The sequence below is a fragment of the Facklamia sp. P12932 genome, assembly GCF_050409545.1.
GTDB lineage: Bacteria > Bacillota > Bacilli > Lactobacillales > Aerococcaceae > Facklamia.
In genome coordinates, this window is sequence record NZ_JBNUPG010000009.1 from 27654 (window position 1) to 47257 (window position 19604).

19 protein-coding genes are annotated in these 19604 nt (G+C 37.2%); all 19 read right to left on the reverse strand.

The window, feature by feature from the left end; translation table 11 throughout:
- Positions 1-2 precede the first annotated feature (2 nt).
- The 19 genes from ftsA to glyA all read right to left on the reverse strand — a co-directional run bounded on the left by ftsA (position 3) and on the right by glyA (position 19560).
- A complete protein-coding gene (ftsA, locus tag ACQV2P_RS05255; protein ID WP_428894713.1) occupies positions 3-1580 on the reverse strand; it encodes a cell division protein FtsA in 1578 nt (525 codons plus the stop codon).
- A 132-nt stretch (positions 1581-1712) separates the two neighbouring features.
- Positions 1713-2867, reverse strand: a complete 1155-nt coding sequence (locus tag ACQV2P_RS05260) for a cell division protein FtsQ/DivIB (protein WP_428894714.1) — start codon at positions 2865-2867, stop codon at positions 1713-1715.
- Between the two features lie 27 nt (positions 2868-2894).
- Positions 2895-4007, reverse strand: coding sequence for an undecaprenyldiphospho-muramoylpentapeptide beta-N-acetylglucosaminyltransferase (gene murG, locus ACQV2P_RS05265; RefSeq protein WP_428894715.1), 1113 nt, complete (start codon positions 4005-4007; stop codon positions 2895-2897).
- Positions 4008-4018: 11 nt separating this feature from the next.
- On the reverse strand, positions 4019-5377 hold the full coding sequence (gene murD, locus ACQV2P_RS05270) for a UDP-N-acetylmuramoyl-L-alanine--D-glutamate ligase (RefSeq protein ID WP_428882102.1): 1359 nt from the start codon (positions 5375-5377) through the stop codon (positions 4019-4021).
- A 32-nt stretch (positions 5378-5409) separates the two neighbouring features.
- Positions 5410-6369 (reverse strand): phospho-N-acetylmuramoyl-pentapeptide-transferase, encoded by a 960-nt coding sequence (mraY, locus tag ACQV2P_RS05275; RefSeq protein ID WP_428873868.1) that lies wholly within the window; start codon positions 6367-6369, stop codon positions 5410-5412.
- Positions 6357-7865 carry a UDP-N-acetylmuramoyl-L-alanyl-D-glutamate--2,6-diaminopimelate ligase gene (locus ACQV2P_RS05280; protein WP_428894716.1) on the reverse strand — a complete coding sequence of 503 codons (1509 nt, stop codon included), beginning with the start codon at positions 7863-7865 and terminating at the stop codon, positions 6357-6359. The genes mraY and ACQV2P_RS05280 overlap by 13 nt, the downstream gene beginning before the upstream one ends.
- Positions 7866-7880: 15 nt before the next feature.
- Positions 7881-9578: a peptidoglycan D,D-transpeptidase FtsI family protein gene (locus ACQV2P_RS05285; RefSeq protein ID WP_428873866.1), complete on the reverse strand. Its 1698-nt coding sequence runs from the start codon at positions 9576-9578 to the stop codon at positions 7881-7883.
- Positions 9571-10014, reverse strand: coding sequence for a hypothetical protein (locus tag ACQV2P_RS05290; RefSeq protein WP_428894717.1), 444 nt, complete (start codon positions 10012-10014; stop codon positions 9571-9573). The genes ACQV2P_RS05285 and ACQV2P_RS05290 overlap by 8 nt, the downstream gene beginning before the upstream one ends.
- A 20-nt stretch (positions 10015-10034) precedes the next feature.
- Positions 10035-10979 (reverse strand): 16S rRNA (cytosine(1402)-N(4))-methyltransferase RsmH, encoded by a 945-nt coding sequence (gene rsmH / locus ACQV2P_RS05295; RefSeq protein WP_428873864.1) that lies wholly within the window; start codon positions 10977-10979, stop codon positions 10035-10037.
- Between the two features lie 17 nt (positions 10980-10996).
- Positions 10997-11422, reverse strand: coding sequence for a division/cell wall cluster transcriptional repressor MraZ (gene mraZ, locus ACQV2P_RS05300; RefSeq protein WP_428873897.1), 426 nt, complete (start codon positions 11420-11422; stop codon positions 10997-10999).
- A gap of 173 nt (positions 11423-11595) precedes the next feature.
- A complete protein-coding gene (locus ACQV2P_RS05305; RefSeq protein ID WP_428874972.1) occupies positions 11596-11976 on the reverse strand; it encodes a hypothetical protein in 381 nt (126 codons plus the stop codon).
- Between the two features lie 40 nt (positions 11977-12016).
- Positions 12017-12220, reverse strand: coding sequence for a DNA-directed RNA polymerase subunit beta (locus tag ACQV2P_RS05310; protein ID WP_428874971.1), 204 nt, complete (start codon positions 12218-12220; stop codon positions 12017-12019).
- A gap of 15 nt (positions 12221-12235) precedes the next feature.
- Positions 12236-13300 (reverse strand): rod shape-determining protein, encoded by a 1065-nt coding sequence (locus ACQV2P_RS05315; RefSeq protein WP_428873861.1) that lies wholly within the window; start codon positions 13298-13300, stop codon positions 12236-12238.
- Between the two features lie 25 nt (positions 13301-13325).
- Complete coding sequence (murA, locus tag ACQV2P_RS05320) at positions 13326-14639, reverse strand: UDP-N-acetylglucosamine 1-carboxyvinyltransferase (protein ID WP_428873860.1); 1314 nt, start codon at positions 14637-14639, stop codon at positions 13326-13328.
- Positions 14640-14701: 62 nt separating this feature from the next.
- Positions 14702-14935 carry a DUF1146 family protein gene (locus tag ACQV2P_RS05325; protein ID WP_428892780.1) on the reverse strand — a complete coding sequence of 78 codons (234 nt, stop codon included), beginning with the start codon at positions 14933-14935 and terminating at the stop codon, positions 14702-14704.
- Positions 14936-15089: 154 nt separating this feature from the next.
- Entirely contained in the window at positions 15090-16325 is a 1236-nt protein-coding gene (locus ACQV2P_RS05330) for a hydroxymethylglutaryl-CoA synthase (protein ID WP_428894718.1), read from the reverse strand.
- Positions 16326-16366: 41 nt separating this feature from the next.
- Positions 16367-17608 carry a hydroxymethylglutaryl-CoA reductase, degradative gene (locus tag ACQV2P_RS05335; protein ID WP_428894719.1) on the reverse strand — a complete coding sequence of 414 codons (1242 nt, stop codon included), beginning with the start codon at positions 17606-17608 and terminating at the stop codon, positions 16367-16369.
- Between the two features lie 60 nt (positions 17609-17668).
- Positions 17669-18307: a uracil phosphoribosyltransferase gene (gene upp, locus ACQV2P_RS05340; protein WP_428873857.1), complete on the reverse strand. Its 639-nt coding sequence runs from the start codon at positions 18305-18307 to the stop codon at positions 17669-17671.
- Between the two features lie 26 nt (positions 18308-18333).
- Entirely contained in the window at positions 18334-19560 is a 1227-nt protein-coding gene (glyA, locus tag ACQV2P_RS05345; RefSeq protein ID WP_428873856.1) for a serine hydroxymethyltransferase, read from the reverse strand.
- Positions 19561-19604: the final 44 nt, after the last annotated feature.

Genomic DNA, 19604 nt, shown 5'->3' on the forward strand with positions numbered 1-19604 from the left:
AATTAGTCAAAAAACGTTTGAAAATATGCTCTTAATTTATTTACAAAACCACCCTCGTTAGTTGATGGGTTTTTAGTCGAAGCATCCATCCATTCTTTTTCAGAATATTGGTCTTCTGATGGATAATTATTATAAGATTGCGCTTGGCTATCGTTGTAGGCATAATAATCTGAGTGACTGGAATTATTTGAAAAAGCTTGACCATTAGGATGGGGTTGCGATAATGAAGGACTTTTAGGTTTTTGTCGAGCTTGACTTTGATTACTAAATCCTCCTTGAAGCCCTCCTCGTTGTCCGCCGCCATTACGAGCTTGATAATATGAGTTATCTGACTCACCATAAGGACGACCTTGGCCCCCGTCATACGGATTGGAAATTAGTGGACCAGCATCCCTAGCTGCAGCGTGCTGAACCCTTTGTGCTCGGAAAGTTGCCTGAGCGATTTGATGCACTTCGTCTAATTTTGACACATATTCAACCATCCCCATACTGGTCGTATAGACAGGGTTGCGCAGTCCCATTTGTTCTGGGATATATACACGAACTTGTGGCCCAAAGTACTTTTTGGCCAATTCTAATACGCCTGGTAAAGAAGAAGCGCCCCCAGTTAAGACAAAGCCTCCCGGTAAATCCAAAGCATCAACAGCTTCAAGATCCTCATGAATAGTTTCAAAAATTTGAACTAAGCGAGCTTCAATAATTTCAGATAAATAGCGCTCGTCTACACGAACAGGTTCTTTACGGCCGACTGTTTCAACCGGGAAATACTCTTCTGGTGAAGTTTGACTAGAAATGGCATAGCCGTATTCACGTTTTATGCGTTCAGCAGAATCTAGTGAAGTATTTAAAATAACCGATATGTCCTTAGTGACATAGTCTCCGCCTTCTTGATCTACAAAGGAATATTTCAATTGATTATCGTAAATAATCGAAGCTGAAGTTTGGCCGCCCCCCATATCAATAATCACTGTACCAAATTCTCGCTCATCTTGATTTAAAGCGGTGGTTGCAATTGCTTGCGGCTGAATAACAAACTCAGAAATTGAAAGACCTGCTTTTTCAACACACCGTCTAATATTATGAATAATGGTACGTGGCCCTGTCATTAACCGGGCATAAAGTTCTAAACGAACGCCAATCATTCCGCGAGGATCACGAATACCATTGAAACCATCAACAATGAACTCTTCTGGTAGAATGGCAATTACTTCTCGCTCAGGTGGAACAGAACGTACTTTTGCTGCCGAAATAACATTATCTACATCGCGCGAGGTTATTTCGCGGTTTTCACTTGCTACAGCTATCATGCCATGACAGTCATCAATAGCTAACTTGTTACTAGGCACCCCAACGACCACTTCATTAATTTTAACATTGGCTTTACGCTCTGCTTGCTCAATAGCTTTTTGAATCGAAAGAACTGTCTCATCGATATCGACAATAACTCCACGACTTAAGCCACGTGATTTTTCATTACCTACACCAATTATATTTACATGTCCGTTCATATACTCAGCAACAACAACTTTAATCGATGTTGTTCCGATATCTAAACTAACAATTATCTCTTGATTTCTCATCCAGGTGATGAACCCCCTTCATTTGCACAAAACATGAGTTTTTATCACATTATAGTACTTTTATATTAACACACCCATAAAGCCAATGAAATTAAAAGAAGTCCTTGTTATCAATTCGTAATCATACTTATCTTAATTATTATTAAGCTTGACTGAATTAGTTTCATTTGCCATAGGCGTAAAATAAGCTCCCACTTCAAGATCAATAATTCCTTTACGATTGTTGAGTTGTTCTAACATTTTAGGATAATAATTTATTTTTTCCACTACTGTTGAACTCACTGCTTTTATGAGATTACCATCCTTCATCTTGATTTCGATATATCCCTCTTTACCTGGTTTGGAAGAAGGTGTTATTTTCTCAACCCTTTCTAAAATGCTTGTGTCGAACTGATCTAAAGCAATAGCAAGTTGTTTAAGTGCTGTTTCTGAAAACTCCCCTTCAATTAGAGGAAGTTGAGCCATTTGTTCAGCAATTAATTGATTTTGAATAACAGCTTCATCTGAAGTATAACCTTTACTCATCAGCGCATAATTTTTACCATTGCTAGAGTAAATACCAACAATTTTTTGTTCTTTAACAATAATGTTTATTGCCTTCCAATCGTCGCGCTGAATACGAACATCCTCCAATAAAGGATTGTTAGTGAGTATATGGTCTTCAATTTCTTTGCGCCATTTTAAAATATCTTTTGCCTTATCCATCGAATGAATCTTAACTCCATTGAGAATTGACTCACTCTGAAGGATTTGATTGCCCGAAACACTTAGTGTATTAACATTATCATAAGGTAATATTTGCCATCCAGACCAAACCATTAAACTGTAAATAATTAAATAGAGAATAAAAATTTTTCTCTTTCCTTTAGGAAACCCTTTTAACAATACTTCTTTACTTGGTAATCTATCTAACCAATAACTAGGAGTGGGATTATGAGGGGTTATTCTTTGACCATCTTGTCTATTTTTAAAAACAAATGACTCTTGAGAATTAGCGTCTATACGATAATTTTGTGAAGACCTTACTCGATAATAAGGCTCATTCATCGAGCTATTGTAATAATCAAGCTGTTGACTATCTCGATAATCATTTAAGGAATATATATTGGATCGATTTAAACGCTCTTGATTAAGCGAATGTTCAAAAGAAGTCGGAAGAATAGGTTTACCTTGAGAATCCAAACGATAATTCCCCATAGGGGCTGTTACTGGCTGATTATTTCTTTCTGAAATTGTCCTTTTATTCTGCCGATTCTGGTTCTTATCTGGTAACCGGTAATTAACCATCCCTATTCCTCCTCTCTTTTAAAATAGTTATACCATCTCGTTCATCATTTGAATGATTCGATCACTTGCATCCGTAATTCCCATGCTTTTAGCCGCCTGACCCATTACTTTTAAATCTTCAGGGGCCACCATTAATTGGCTAACTTCTTGATATAAAGACTGTCCACTAAGCTTTGACTCCTTTATCATAACAGCCGCCTTGTTATTTACTAAAGATAAGGCATTATGTTCTTGGTGATTATCTGTTACATAGGGACTAGGTATTAAAATACTTGGCAAGCCAAGAGCTGTTAACTCAGTTAAAGTTGTTGCTCCAGCTCGACAAACAACCAAATTAATAGCTTGAAAAACACTTGGCATATTATCGATATATGGAACGATTCGAACATTATTACTCTGATTAATTTCTTCAACCATCTCTTCATTCAGTTCTTGGAAGTGATTTTGTCCCGTTGCAATAATCACTTGATAATTAGCGCTTAACCATTTATCCAGCGACTCAATTCCTGCTTGATTAATAGCTGGTGCTCCACGAGAGCCTCCAAAAATTAAGACTGTCGGTTGATTATCTTTTAACTCAAATTGTTCAGACAAACAGTGAGGCATTGCCGGTGTCGATATCACTTCTTGCCCTCTAGGGTTTCCTGTTAAAACTACTTTATTTTGGTTTTTGCCAAATTGATGGCTCGCTTCTTCAAAACAAACAGCAATTTTATTAACAAAACGAGCTAAAAATTTATTCGTAATTCCTGCTACTGAATTTTGCTCATGAATAATAGTCGGAACTTTAAGCATACTGGCAGCTAATAAAACAGGTCCACACACATACCCACCTGTTCCAAGTACAATGTCCGGTTGGAAATCACGGATCATTTGCTTTGCCTTATGAGTAGAATGAAACATTTTAAAGATTAATTTTAAATTATCTAAACTAATTGACCTTTTTAAACCTGTAATTTCGACTGCTTTAAAAGGTATTCCCGCTCGAGGAACAATTTTCGACTCCAATCCTCTTTGTGTTCCAATATAAAGCACTTCCACATCGGATCGTTCTTTCAAAACTCGATACAAAGCTAATGCTGGATAAATGTGCCCTCCGGTTCCACCACCCGAAAGAACAATTCGTTTTACTTTATTCATTTCTTTCTCCTTTATTTTGATGCACTTTTAAAAGACTCGACCTGCTCGATAAACCGATCACCTCTAATTTCATAATTCTTAAATTGATCCCAAGAAGCACATGCTGGTGAAAACAAAACAATTTGTCCTTCTTTAGCATAAGCAAACGCTGCTTGACTCGCTTGGTCTAAATTTTCAAATAAATTGATTGTTTCGATTTTAGCTTGTCTAAAATCTTTTGCCATTTTTTCTCTCGATTCACCGTATAAAAAGGCTGCTTTCACTTTGTTTAAATAAGGTATTAAGTCCTGAAAATCATTTCCACGATCTAGACCCCCACCAATATAAATGATGTCTTGGTCAAAACTTTTAAGGGCTGTAATGGTTGCAGCCGTATTGGTTGCTTTGGAGTCATTATAAAATTCAATCCCCTTGATTGTACCCAGAGCTTGGATACGATGACGAATACCAGTAAAGTTTGCTAATTTTTCTTGAATAGCTGTATTATCTACCCCTTGAATTTTTGCAATAGCAATTGCGGCTAGCGCGTTTTCTAAATTATGCTGGCCAGGCAGATTAAACTGCTCGATTAAAGCGACTTCTTGACCTCGAAAATAAAAAGAATGATTTTTAATATAGGCACCCGCTTTTACTTGTTTGTGACGAGAAAACGGAACCTTTATCGCTGGAGAATGCTTCAACCATTCTTCAAGTTCAGCTTGATCGGCATTATAAATTAAATAATCTCTCTCGGTCATTTGCTGAATCAGTTTTAATTTTGCTGCAATATAGTCTTGCCTGGTTCCGTGGTAATCTAAATGTGCTGAATGAATATTGGTAAAAACCGCAATATGTGGATGAAATGAATGGATACCCATTAATTGGAAAGAAGATAGTTCCATTACGATTAAGTCCGTTTCATTTACTTCTTGAGCCACTTCAATTGACGGTACGCCCACGTTTCCTGCTAATTCAACTTTACCTTTCCATGAACCTTCTAGAAGATGGTGGGCTAAGCAAGTCGTGGTTGTTTTTCCATTAGAGCCTGTAATGCCAATAATAGGTGCTAGACTTTCACGATATGCTAGCTCAACATCCGTATAAATAGGTATCCCACGATGCTCAGCTTCTTGAATAAGCTCTAATGAATAAGGTATCCCAGGTGTCTTAACGATAAAGTCAATTCCTTCTAATATTTCGAGCGGGTGTCCCTTATCCACTACTCTAACTCCTGACTTTAATAGCAAATTAACCGACGGGTCCTGAGAAAGGTCCCCTCGGTCATTGAGCGTAATTTTTGCGTTTTCTTTTTGTAAGTAATTCACAACACTCTTGCCAGTTAGGGCATAACCCATAACTAGAATATGTTGGCCAGCGTATTTATTTGTCATTTGTTTTCACACTTTCTCGCTTATTATGCCTATTATAAAATGAAATAGAGTAAGCTAGCAAGTAATCCTACTGTCCAAAAAACAAGCACGACTAGCTCTTCAGACCAGCCAATCATTTCAAAGTGATGGTGAATGGGTGACATCTTAAAGATCCGCTTTCCTCTGGTCTTGAAAGAAGCAACTTGTAAGATAACAGATAAAGTTTCTATTACAAAAACCATGCCGATGATTAATAGGGACCATGGGTTGTTTAAAAGTATTGAAATAATTGCTAATCCTGCCCCTAAAGCTAGCGAACCCACATCCCCCATGAAAATTTGAGCAGGTTTGCGATTAAATATTAAAAAAGATAAAAGGCTTGCTGTAACAATTAAGCAAGCCATAGCAACGGATGCTTGCTCTAGGCGAATAGCCAACATAAAGTAGGCTCCATAGGCAATGATATTTAACCCTGTGGCTAAACCGTCTAATCCATCGGTTAAGTTAACAGCATTGGAAAAACCAGTAATCCAAAAGAAGGCAAAAGCTATTACAACTATTAAATAGTTAATTTCCAAAGAGAAAATAGGCAATACAAATCTTTTACCTAAAACATAACCCGCTAGAACGACGATACCAGAAAATAAAAGCTGTAATAGAAATTTTTGTTTAGCAGTTAGCCCTTCATTTTTACCGGTAAAAATAGATATAAAATCATCGGCAAACCCAATGCCACCAAAAAATAACCAAGTTAGCACAATCATCAAGAGATTGGCATCTAGTAGATTAAATAGCCAGCCAAACATCAAAGTAATCATTATAGATACTGCAATAAACACCGTTCCTCCCATAGTGGGAGTACCTGTTTTTACTTGGTGCCATGAAGGGCCTTCTTGCCGAATAGCTTGTCCCATTTTCTTATTTAAGAATAAACGGATAAAAAGGGGCACTAAAGCCAGGGTTAAGAGGCCTGAACTAATAAAAGCCATTAATAACTGCATCATCTTTTCCATTTGTTTTCTAACTCCTCTTCTACAATCGCAACCTCATCATAAGGTATATAATCATCACCAATTACTTGATAAGCCTCTCCTCCCTTACCAGCAAAAAGAAGTGTATCATTAGCTTCGGCATGATTTACTAAATGATGAATGGCTTTTTTTCGATCTTCAATTAAATCATAAGGAACTTCTTGATGATCTCTCACCATTTCAGAAACAATCTTTTTAATGGGTTCATTTCGAGGATTATCTGCCGTAAATACAATATGATCCGCCCACTTAAATAAAATATCGCCCAAATCAGGTCGAGCAGCCGAATCTCTATTACCTCCGGAATGCCCAAACATTACTCTTAATTTTCCGTTTGAGGTTTCTTTTAATTCACTTAAGACATTTTCTAAAGCATCTGGTGTATGTGCAAAATCAATCACCACTCGATAATCTTGACCCTTATCAATAACTTGCATTCTTCCAGTGATACCTTTTAATCTAGGTGTCAAATCAACTATTTGTTCAGCTGAATAGCCATAATAAACTACCAGACACAAAAAGGCTGCTAAATAATTCATAACATTATAAGCACCAATCATCGATAAAGCAACTGGATAAGTTCTAGCTTGATAGTGAAGCTTGAATTTTTGTATTGAAGCTTCTGTCGTCAGCTCATCCACATAAACTGTGGCCTGAGGATCTTTCATACTATAAGTAATTACAACCGCCCCAGTAGCTCGACTCATTACATCTGCATAAGGATCATCTTGATTAATAATCGCTAGTCTTGGTTTTTGATGGTGAAAACTCTGTCCCAATTGTGCAAAGAGCAAACTCTTAGCATAAGCATAATTGTCCATAGTTTTATGAAAATCCAAGTGTTCTCGAGTTAGGTTAGTAAAAATTGCACAGTCCACATCGGTATACCAAAGACGGCCTAAGGACAAAGCGTGAGAAGAGGCCTCAATTATGATATCACTGCAGCCCTCCTCGACCATCGACTTATAATACTTTTGTAAACTAACTGCTTCTGGCGTTGTATTAATAGCCGGAAGCAGACGCTCGCCAATTTTGTAATGCAGGGTGCCTATCACACCTGTCTTATGATTCAATAATTCTAAAAATTGAGAAATCAAATGTGTGGTGGTCGTTTTTCCGTTAGTCCCAGTAACCGCTACTAGAGGAAGCTGGCTAGATGGTTGACCGAAAAATTGATGAGATAGTATTGCTTGCGCTCGATAAGTTGAAGGGACTTTGACTAGCGTTATTTTTTTATTCAAAGCCTTTTCTATTTGTTTAGAAGAGAATTCTTCGGCTACTATCAGTGAAATGTTTTCTTTCATCAGCTGATCAATTACTGAATGGCCATCAAACCTTTCACCTTTTATAGCGATAAAGGCAGCATTTTCAGTTAGCTTTCGACTGTCATTGGTCAGATCGTGTATTTCTTTATTAAGATCTAAATCACCTAAAAGTTCGTAGTTAATTAAAACTGATATTAGTTTATTTAATCGCATTTCATTTCCTTCTCTCTACTGCTTGATTAATATAGACTCTAACATTGGATGAAAAACTTCGGACAGCATCTGAGTTCCATAAATACCATAGTCATTTTGTGGCCTTTTAATAAATAAATATAACATGTATTTAGGTTCTTCAGCAGGAAAGAAACTGATGACTGAATAAAAATAGTCGTTTTGTCCCGTTAGATAGCCTGTTCCCTCTTCATTAGCAATTTGAGCCGTTCCGGTTTTTGCCGCCACTCTGACTATGTCAGATTTAAAAGGTCTTGAAGTCCCATTTTGATCCTCAACCGCTTTAGTCATCAAGTCAATAATATAGAAAGTTACTTCAGGTTCAATAACTTGCCCTAAGTTTTGTTTTTGATAGCTTTGTCCGCTTTTATCAATATGATCAATATATTGAATTTTCATCATTTGCCCTTTGTTAGCAACCGCACTATAAGCTTGTAAAAGTTGCATCGGTGTAGCTGAAAATGCTTGGCCAAAGCCAGACATTATTCGTGATGTAGGGTTAGTGAAATCGAGTGAACCCGGATTTTCATTCGCTAGTTTACTATTTGTGCTAACGCCAAAACCAAATTTTTTTAATTCTTCAGTCCAAACTTGATCTCCCATACGATTCACTAATTCGACCATTGCCACATTTGAAGAGCGAATGAAGCCATCTTCAAATGAAATTTGTCCCCAACCGAATTGGTTATGGTCTCTTACTTCACGATCAAACACTTTTACCATACCCGATAAGAACGTTTCTCCCGGTTGATAAACACCCATTTCTTTTGCTTTAGCCATGGTCAAAATCTTAACAGTTGATCCTGGTTCGTTAGCTGTTTCAACTAACAAATTCTGCCAAAGAGAGTCGATTCCTTCTCTGGTATTTAAATTAAATGAAGGTCTTTGAGCTGAGGTTAATAATTTACCAGTTTCTAATTCAACCAAGTAAGCCCCCATTGACTCAGGTTGATATTTCTTAAAAATCTTATCTAGAATAGTCTCGGTCTGATTTTGGATACGACTATCTAAAGTTAAATAGATATCATTAGCCAATTGAAGGTCAGTTGAATTTTTGCTTGATTTCCCACTCGATAATATATCATCAAATGCCGCTTCAATACCCATGGCTCCAACTAAACTTGATTGAGAACCTTCTTGGTTACTTTCATTAACTTCTGCATAACCTATTAAGTGAGAGGCAAAGTAGTCATTGAAATAATAACGGCTCACCTGACTAGTGAAAAAGATTCCCGGTAAGTTTTCAGCTTCAATTGCTAATTTTGTCTGTGCTGATATGTTTTTAGAAGCTGAGCCAAACTCAACTTGATTAACATTATCACTATTTAATTGCGTCCATATTTTTTCTTTCGGCATATCGATATATTTAGCAAGAATGGTCGCCGTATAATCAATGTCTTTAACCGTTTCACCTTCTGCCCAATCAGCATCTAGAACAGCGTACATAGAATAAGAAGTAGTATCCATTGCAATAGGCTGACCAAACTGATCATAAATTGTGCCTCTTTTTGCTTTAGCAATACTACTTCTATTGTCTACTTGCATTTCTAGTTTAGTTAAATTAACACCATTTACTTGTTTGAATAAAGCTATTTGTGCCATTCGACCAATCATTACTAAACCGATTAAAATTACAATGATAGCTAAAAAAAACAAATTCATCCCTTGATTATTATTCGCATTATTATTAGTCATTTTGATTGATATCCTTTACGCGATCCATTTCTGCCTTCATACCGTTGGCTTCTGCTACAAGCTCAATATTTTTATACTTTAAGTTTTCAGCCTTTTCGACCATTAACATTTCTGTTTCTTTGACAAGCTCAGCCTCTTCCAACTGGATCTCTTGAATCCTTTGGTTAACCTGGTTGACTTGCCAATGAATATAAAGACTCGCAAAGCAACAGCTAACCATTATAAAAATACCTAGCAATGCTAAGTTTCGATTCGTTATAATCGTTTGCCTTTTTGATCTCCTATCTTCATTATCAAACCAATCAGATTGATGGGAAAGTTCCCACTCTTCAATCTTTCGGACTGCTGAGCCATCAAACGTATTAGTAGATTGACCGACTAGCGATTGGGCTTGGTCTTTATTATAATAATTTCTTCTTTGATAACTTTCAGTCACAATCGCTATCCTCCTCAATACTACATACTAATTCTTTCAATAATTCTTAATTTTGCTGATCTTGAACGATTGTTATTCTTTAACTCTTCTTTTGAAGGTAGTATCGGTTTTCGATTAACTATTCGATAATCTGCTTGTTGATTACTTAAAACAGGTAAATTTCTAGGTGTTTCTGGTAAGGTGGATACTTGCTTAAACATTTGTTTAACCAATCGATCTTCTAAGGAATGGAAGGTAATAACTGCCATCCTGCCACCTACTTTTAACAGTTTTAACCCCTGTTCAATTGAACTTTCGACTGCGCCAAGCTCATCGTTAACAGCTATTCGAATGGCTTGAAAAGCTCGCTTAGCTGGATGTCCACCGGTCCGACGTGTCGCGGCAGGAATCGCTTCTTTAATAATCTCTGCTAATTGAGTAGTTGTTTCAATTGCTTGTTTTTTACGACTTTGTTCAATATTTCTTGCAATTCTTTTAGCAAATTTTTCTTCACCATACCGGAAGATAATACGCACCAAATCATTATAATCCCAAGTATTTACTACTTCATAAGCATCGAGCTCTTGCCTTTGGTCCATTCGCATATCTAGCCTTGCTTCTTGATGATAGGAGAACCCTCTTTCCGCAATATCTAATTGTGGTGAAGATACTCCCAAATCATAGTAAATCCCATCAATTAGGTGAATTGATTGCTCCGATAAGGCGACTTCTAAATCACGAAAATTTCTTTCAAAAAAAGTTATTTTTCCTTGGGATAATTGCTCTTTTAAAGTTACTTTAGCATTATTAATTGCCATAAGATCTTGGTCAAATGCCAATAATTTTCCACGGTCTGAAAGAAGGCTTAATAAGTATTGAGCATGTCCAGCGCCACCCAATGTACAATCAACATAAATTCCATTGGGATTCACTTCTAAACCATCAATTGTTTCCTTTAGTAAAACTGTTTCGTGCTCAAAGGACATATTGTCACCTCGTTATTTTAAAATCCAAAATCAATCATTTCTTCTGCAATATTTTCAAAATTTTCCTCAGCATCCTCTGCAAAATCTTCCCAAAGCTCACTGCTCCAAATCTCGATACGGTCTGATACGCCAATCACACGACATTCCTTATCAATCTTAGCGAACTCTATAAGATTTTTTGGTAAATTTATCCGTCCTTGCTTATCGATTTCTACTTCGGTGGCAGCCGAATAGAAAAAACGAGTAAACTTACGTGCGTCTTTTTTAGCTAGAGGTAATTGTTTTAATTTTTCTTCAATTGTTTCCCATGCATTCATGGGGTAGCCAAATAAACAGCCATCCAGACCTCTAGTTACTATAAAAGTCGAACCTAGTTCTGGACGAAACTTAGCAGGCATGATCAAGCGGCCTTTGGAATCGATATTATGTTGATATTCTCCCATTAACACGACTTGTTCACACTCCTCTCCTAAGTTAGATTAATTTTACCACATACTCCCACTTTTCACCACCTTATAGACAAAATTGAATAAAAAAACAGGTTTTGCTAGAAAGCAAAACCTGTTAAAGCTTGATATTATGATCATTTAAAGCTATTAAAAAAGTGGTGGGGTAATTAGAAAAAAATCGTCCACCATCTTAAAATAATCATTCCCACTAAATAAAAAACCAAGAAATAAAAAAGTAATTCACTTGCAGGCAAATAAAATTGCTTAAAATAGAAATGGTCGATTTCTTGTATATATTTATGTAATTGAACACCGATTGCAAAAGAAGAAAATAAAATAATAAATGGTAGCACATTAAAACCAAAAATTAACCAGCCAAAACCGTATATTAAAACCAATAAAGTGGGTAATAAACAAATGGCTAATGTTATAGGCCAATTTTTAAAATAGGTTAAATAAGGTCTCCCATATTTTTTAATTAAAAAAATCATAGTTAGAGGAATGATATAAAGCAATAACTCAAATACAGAAAAATCACTTGTCTGCAAAGTATCCCTTCTTTCCTCTAATGAATATTTCCTTTTAATATTATTCAATAAATGTCAATAAATGCAACCAGGTATCTTGATTAAATACTTCCCAATAATTTCCGTCTCCTAAAACAGCGTAACCGATAACTAAACCCATTCCAAAGACAATAATTAAAAGGATGATAAAGAAAAAAACTTTGAAGATCCCTTTCATAACTTGTTTAAATAGTGGATATTCTAAATATTTTAACTTCTCTGCCATTTATTCACCCCTAGTTTATTTCCAAATGGATTGCCACAATCTCATAAAGAAATTTGGCTTACTTGGTTTTTTATTATTTTTGTTTGGATCAATTAAACCGGATTCGACCCAATCCATCATTATACCAGTTCCTAATGCTACTGCATTCATGGGTTGGTCAGAAGGAATAGCTGAGACTTTTATCTGCTCAGTGATTAACAAATCTAGATCTTGGATCATAGCGCCCCCGCCTGTAATAACCAGTCCTTGATCATGGATATCTGCGATTATTTCTGGAGAAGCTTGTTCAATCACTCTGCGTATTGTTCTCACTATTTGATCTAATAAATCTTTTAATGCCCGATGTAAATCGTTAGAGTCAACATTAATTGCTTTTGGTAATCCTGTAACAAGATCGCGCCCCTTTAACTCTTGGTTATGAACATCTCTTCCATCCACCTTTTTAGCACAGGCAAGTTGCATTTTTATCCTCTCAGCTGATTGGATCCCAATGAGTAGTTGGTAATGGTCCTTAAAATACTGGATAATTGCTTCATCAAAGTCATCACCAGCTATCTTAATCGATTCTGCGTGAAGAATTTCACCTGAAGCAATAATTGCTATATCCGTCGTTCCTCCACCAATATCTACAATCATACTTCCTTTGGCTGATAAAACATCTAGGCCCGAACCGATAGCCGCTACCATCGGTTCAACTTCTACTCGAACCCTACCCGAAGTAACTTTTTGAACTGCCTCGAATAGTGAAAGTTGTTCTATTTCACTTACATTGGTTGGCGTTGAAATTAAAACATTTGCCTTTCTCAAGCCACGTCGAATGTGTGCGCGCTTGAAAAAGTGAAGAAGCATGGCTTCGGTTAAGTCATAGTCTGATACCACTCCACCTTTTAAAGGTTGTATAACTTCAAGAGACTTTGGCACTCTACCCCGCATTTCATAAGCTTCTCGTCCCACTGCCATTACTTCTTGAGTCGATTGATCTACAGCAATCACTGCGGGCTCATTTAAAATGATTCCTCGGCCTTTAAGATGGATTAATACATTGGTTGTTCCTAAATCAATACCTATATCTCTAGCCATTATACTCATCCTTTCTGGATGATAGTTAAGCAAACACAGCTTTTACAGCTGGTTTATTTTGAATGGATGGAATTGGCTGGATATTAACACGTTCGATGTTTGCTCCTAAGCGAGCTAGCTTTTCATGGAAGAGGTAATAACCACGATCAAGATATTTCAACTCAGAAACCCTTGTCAATCCTTTAGCAGTAAGTCCTGCAATAATAAGAGCAGCTGCCGCACGAAGGTCTGTCGCTTTAACCTGGGCACCTGATAATTCTGCAGGTCCGTACATTACAACTGTTTGGCGTTCAATTTTGAAATCAGCGCTCATTCGACGCAATTCTTCAAAGTGCATGAATCGATTTTCAAAAACGGTTTCAGAAAGTGCTGAGTCTCCCTTAGCTAATAATTGAGCAATCGACATTTGTGCCTGCATATCCGTTGGAAAGCCTGGATAAGGCATGGTTTTAATGTCTGTGGGTTTCAAAACCTTGGGACCAATTACCCTTAGCGAAGAATCAAACACTTCAAAAACAACGCCCATTTCTTGCAACTTACTAATTAGCGGTTTGTTGTGATGAGCAATCGCTCCTTCAATCATGACATCTCCATTAGTCACAGCAGCCGCTACCATAAAAGTACCGGCTTCGATACGATCTGGCATAACTTCATAGTCCGTAGCCAAAAGTTCTGAAACACCTTCGATACGTATTGTCTCCGTTCCAGCACCTGAAACTTTAGCACCCATTTTATTTAAAAAGTTAGCTAAGTCAACAATCTCTGGTTCTCTAGCAACATTTTCAATCACTGTTTCGCCTTTAGCTAAAACAGCAGCCATCATAATATTTTCAGTGGCTCCCACCGAAGGGAAATCCAGGTAAATATTGGCTCCGATTAACTGGTCTGCTTTTGCTTCAACATATCCTGCTGCATTTTCAATAGTAGCTCCTAATGCTTCAAATCCTTTTAGGTGCAAATCAATGGGACGTGTACCGATTGCACAACCGCCTGGCATGGCCACACGCGCATGACCAAAACGTGCTAACATTGGTCCCATTACAACGATCGAAGCGCGCATTTTACTAACAAAGTCATAGTCCGCCATAGTTTTAACCCGACCTGTCGCATCGAGCGTCATCTGATTATTCGCTTGATTGAATTTAGTCTCTAGGTCAATATTCTTTAGCAATTCGTTCATTGTTAAAACGTCTGATAAAACAGGCACATTACTTAGTCGTGTAATTCCTTTCGACGCCAAAATAGAAGCTGCCAGAATTGGTAAAACTGCATTCTTAGCACCTTCAACCTTGACTGTACCCTCCAAACGGTTGCCACCTTGTACAATAATTTCTTCCATTTTAAATGAATCCCCTTTTGAAGACTATCGCTTTGGAGTAGGCGAGAGACTTATACACATGATTAGAGAAACGCTGACATCAATAGTAGACGTAAGGTTTCAATGATTGTTATAAAAAACGAACTTGTCAAATAGCCCAAGCCAATACTACATAAAATACATAGGTATCGGTCCATTGCTTGGTGTTGAGGCTGTAAAACACTCCTCCAATTAACTTTTGACAGAGCCATATAGGCTAGGATGACAAAGAAAATGCGAAAAAACAGTACTGCCATACCATTTATAATTGCATACATTTAAATCACCCTTTCATGTTCGTAATCATCATAGCATAAATAAGAAGTAAGTAAAATGACTATAAAGCAAAAATACTATCAAAAAGAAATAGGGCTTAACTTTTCACAATAAAAAAGCTATCCTGCTAATCTTTGACAGTATGAAATCTATTTATTACTTTTTAAAGTCATTTTGATGACTAGCATTTTGTAGATAATAACGTCGATGGTTATCAATCTTAGCCAAATAAAACTCTCCTTCATGAACGCTTGGATCAAATTCAATTATTTCGTCACTAGGCTCAATGGCTTCTAAGTATAGCTTTTCATATTCCTCAATGCTTAACTTTCGACGTTTCTGGAACATTGCTTCAATTTCATTCAAGAGTATAGCCTCTCTAAAACCTGGCTGTAATGCTCCAAAAAAACATTCAGCAACCGCACCTGAACCATAAGAAAATAGGGAAATCTTATCGCCTTTTTTAAGACTTTGATCATGAACTAAAAGTGAAATTAAGCCTAGGTAAAGTGAGCCAGTATAAATGTTGCCAATATGTCTTGAATATTGAACAGCGTGATCGTAATGATTATCAAAACGGTCTAAAGCCTTCAACTTCTGATCTACATCTTTGAGTGTATTTGTTGAATCATTTAAATACTGACGATAGTTTTTAATCGCCTTACGACCCATTTTGGTAAATGGTAAATGGAACAATTGTACTTGATAAGCATCCCAAAAATCCGGTTTACGCTTACCTACTTCTTCCATAATATTCAAAAAGGTCTGATTATATAGATTGGTAGAAAACTTACCGTCTACACGTGGATATACGTCGTATTGTGGTCGCCAAAAATCAAATTGATTGTCAGTATAAGCAATGCTTTCTTCTTCAATAGCTAAAATCGCTGGATCAGCAGTTATTAACATAGCCACTGCTCCTGCTCCTTGAGTCGCTTCTCCAGAAGACGCTAGACCATATCGAGCAATATCGGTTGTAACGACTAGCACCTTTCTTTCGGGTCTTAAGCGCACATAGTCAACAGCCGCTTGTAAAGCTGCCGTTCCTGCATAACATGCCTCTTTGATTTCATAGGAGCGTGCAAAACGGTTAATCTTTAATGCTTGGTGCAAATATATTGAAGCTGCTTTAGAATAATCAAAAGACGATTCAGTAGCTACAATCACTTGGTCAATTAAGTCCCGATCTTCTTTTGAAATAATTGGTAACGCTGCATTAATGGCCAATGTAACAATATCTTGTTTGTAATCCGTGACAGCCATTTGACTTTGGCCGATTCCAATTGTAAATTTTGCTGGATCAATATCTCTTGCTTGAGCTAATTCCTCCATGTCTACATATTGGGGTGGTATATAAAAATGAATACGGTCGATTCCAACTTTTGTTTTCATTAATTCCCTCCTCAGTTTTTTCAATCATAATAGACATTATCTTACGAATTTCTCATTTTGTCTAGTAAATCCCTTGCAATCTGAGAGTTAAAGCTTTCTCTTACTTTTAACAATTTAACTAATAGGTCGATTTCATCGGCTTTGGCTCCCACTTGTATCGCTAAGCTACGAGCCTGCAATCCCATATGACCCTTTTGTATACCTTCGGATACGATGGCTTTTAAGGCTGCAAAGTTTTGGGCTAAACCGACAGAAGCAACAACTTGAGCTAACTCTAAAGCATTAGGATTTCCCATTAAATTTAAAGACCACTTTGCCATTGGATGAATGGATAAGGTCCCCCCCACCGTAGCGACTGGAAGAGGAATGTCCATATGTCCGCTCAATTCAGCCTTCTTAGAATCATAAAACCACTGACTTAAACCTCGATATTTTCCTTCTTTACATGCAAAGGCATGAACACTCGCTTCTACCGCACGCCAATCATTTCCTGTAGCAATCAAAACCGCATCCACTCCATTCATAATCCCTTTATTATGAGTTGTGGCACGGTAAGGATCCAATTGGGCATAGTCACTAGCCATAGCAATTTTTTGGGCAATAGGATGGGCTCTATCTAAATTTATATCTATACGCTCAATAGAAAGAGTCGCTTCCACCTTAACAAAATTTTGTGGATTGTAATTTGAAAGAATTGCCATTAAAACCTTGCCACCAATATCTTTTTTTATCTCAAAGGCTAATGCTTCCAAAACGGTATTTAAAGAGTTGGCTCCCATAGCTTCACAAGGGTCAAATAGTAGATAATAGGAATGGTAGAGCGTCTGATTGCTACGATAAGCCGAATACTCAATATCTAAAGGTCCCCCTCCTCTTTCTACCATCCGATAAGCTACTTTTTTAGCAAAGCTCAACCACCCCTCTTTATGCTTGTTAAGAGCTTGTTTCGCTTCAGCTTCTGTCCAATCAGTTAAAACAATTTGTCCTTTAATCGTTTTACGGTCTAAATGCGCTTTAATATTACCCAAATGTTTGGCGCCATTGGATGCCGCAGCTATTACCGATGGTTCTTCTGTTACCATCGGAACTATGTAGTCCTTTTCGTTCACTTGAATAGTCGGTAATATCCCCATTGGAAGGCCATAAGTGTAGAGATAGTTTTCAATCATCTGATTGGCTCTTTTTTCATCTAATATAGGAAAATCCTTCTTATTTTCTAAATAAGGGGAAATGTTTAAACGTCTTTCCTGTAATGATTGACGGTAAAATTTCTTAAGTGTCATTAAATGCTCCTCATAAAAAAACACAGGTAGAAAAATCTACCTGTGCAAGTAATTTAAAAATTATTTAGTCCCGAAGATACGGTCACCAGCATCACCAAGTCCTGGTAGAATATAGGAATTCTCATTTAAGCGCTCATCCAAGGCAGCTGTAAAGATATCAACAGTTGGAAAAGCTTCTTGCAAAGCCTTCACTCCTTCAGGAGCAGCCACTAAACATACAAATGTAATGTGCTGCTTATCAACGCCATATTTCTCAGTTAATTGTTTAAGAGCTGAAATGGCAGATCCTCCTGTAGCTAACATTGGATCGACTACAAATACTTGGCGATCTTTAATATCAAGAGGAAGCTTAGCAAAATATTCAACAATCTCTAATGTGTCATGCTCACGATACAAACCAATGTGACCCACACGAGCAGCGGGGACCAAAGATAAAATTCCGTCTACCATACCTAATCCTGCACGAAGAATTGGAACAATAGCCATTTTCTTACCAGCAATTTGTTTTTGCTTAGTAACAGCTAGTGGTGTTTCAATTTCAACTTCTTCAAGCGGTAGGTCGCGTGTGATTTCATAAGCCATCAACATAGCAATCTCATTGGTTACTTCACGAAACACTTTAGTTGAAGCATTCTTATCGCGAATAATGGTTAGTTTATGTTGAATTAAGGGATGATCAACTACCGTAAATTTTGCCATTCTTTTTCCTCCTAATCTAAAGTATCTTAGTGATAAGCGTTAAGAGGCTTGTCAGCTACAATTGCTTCTGCTTGCTTACGTAGTTCAGCAAGTTCAGACTCTTCGGCTTTAAGAGCCTTAACAATAATTTCAGCAATTTCACGTGCTTGATCTTCTTTAATACCTCTTGAAGTAATTGCTGGTGTTCCCACACGGATACCTGATGTTTCAACAAATGAACGTTGGTCATTTGGAATAGAGTTCTTATTAACAGTGATTGCAACTTCTTCTAAGCGGTTTTGTGCCCACTTACCAGAAACATCAAAGCTTGTTAAGTCTAATAACATTAAGTGGTTATCTGTACCACCTGAGATAACGCGTAAGCCACTCTCGTTAAATACTTCTGCCATAGCAGCGGCATTCTTAATAACTTGTTGTGCATACTCTTTAAATTCAGGTTGTAAAGCTTCACCAAAAGCAACTGCTTTAGCTGCAATAACGTGCTCTAAAGGTCCTCCTTGGATTCCTGGGAAGATAGCAGAGTTTAATTTCTTACCATATTCTTCTTTAGCAGTTAAGATCATGCCACCACGAGGACCTCTTAAAGTCTTGTGAGTAGTAGTTGTAACTACATCCGCGTAAGGAAGTGGATTTGGATGTAAACCAGCCGCTACTAAACCAGCGATATGCGCCATATCAACCATTAAAATAGCGCCAACTTCTTTAGCAATCTTTGCAAATCTTTCAAAGTCGATTGTACGTGAGTAGGCAGAAGCACCCGCAATAATCATTTTTGGTTTCTCTTCACGCGCAATTTTTTCTAAAGTGTCATAGTCTAGCTGTTCATTTTCATCAAGACCATAAGCTAACATATGATATGATTGACCAGAGAAGTTAACTGGTGAACCGTGAGTCAAGTGCCCACCTTGAGATAAGTCCATACCTAATACTTTATCTCCTGGTTCTAAGAAGGCACGGTAAACAGCTAAGTTAGCTGAAGAACCTGAGTGAGGTTGAACGTTAACATAAGTTGCGCCAAATAATTCTTTGGCACGATCAATTGCTAATTGTTCTAGGATGTCTACGTATTCACACCCACCATAATAACGACGTCCTGGATATCCTTCAGCATATTTATTGGTTAGGATTGACCCTTGAACCTTCATAACATCTTCAGATACAAAGTTTTCTGAAGCAATTAATTCGATACCATGCGTTTGACGTTGGCGTTCTTTTTCAATTACCTCAAAAACTTCTGCATTAATATTTGACATATATACACCCTCCAAAAAAATAGTTACAACATTTAGTTGTAGTT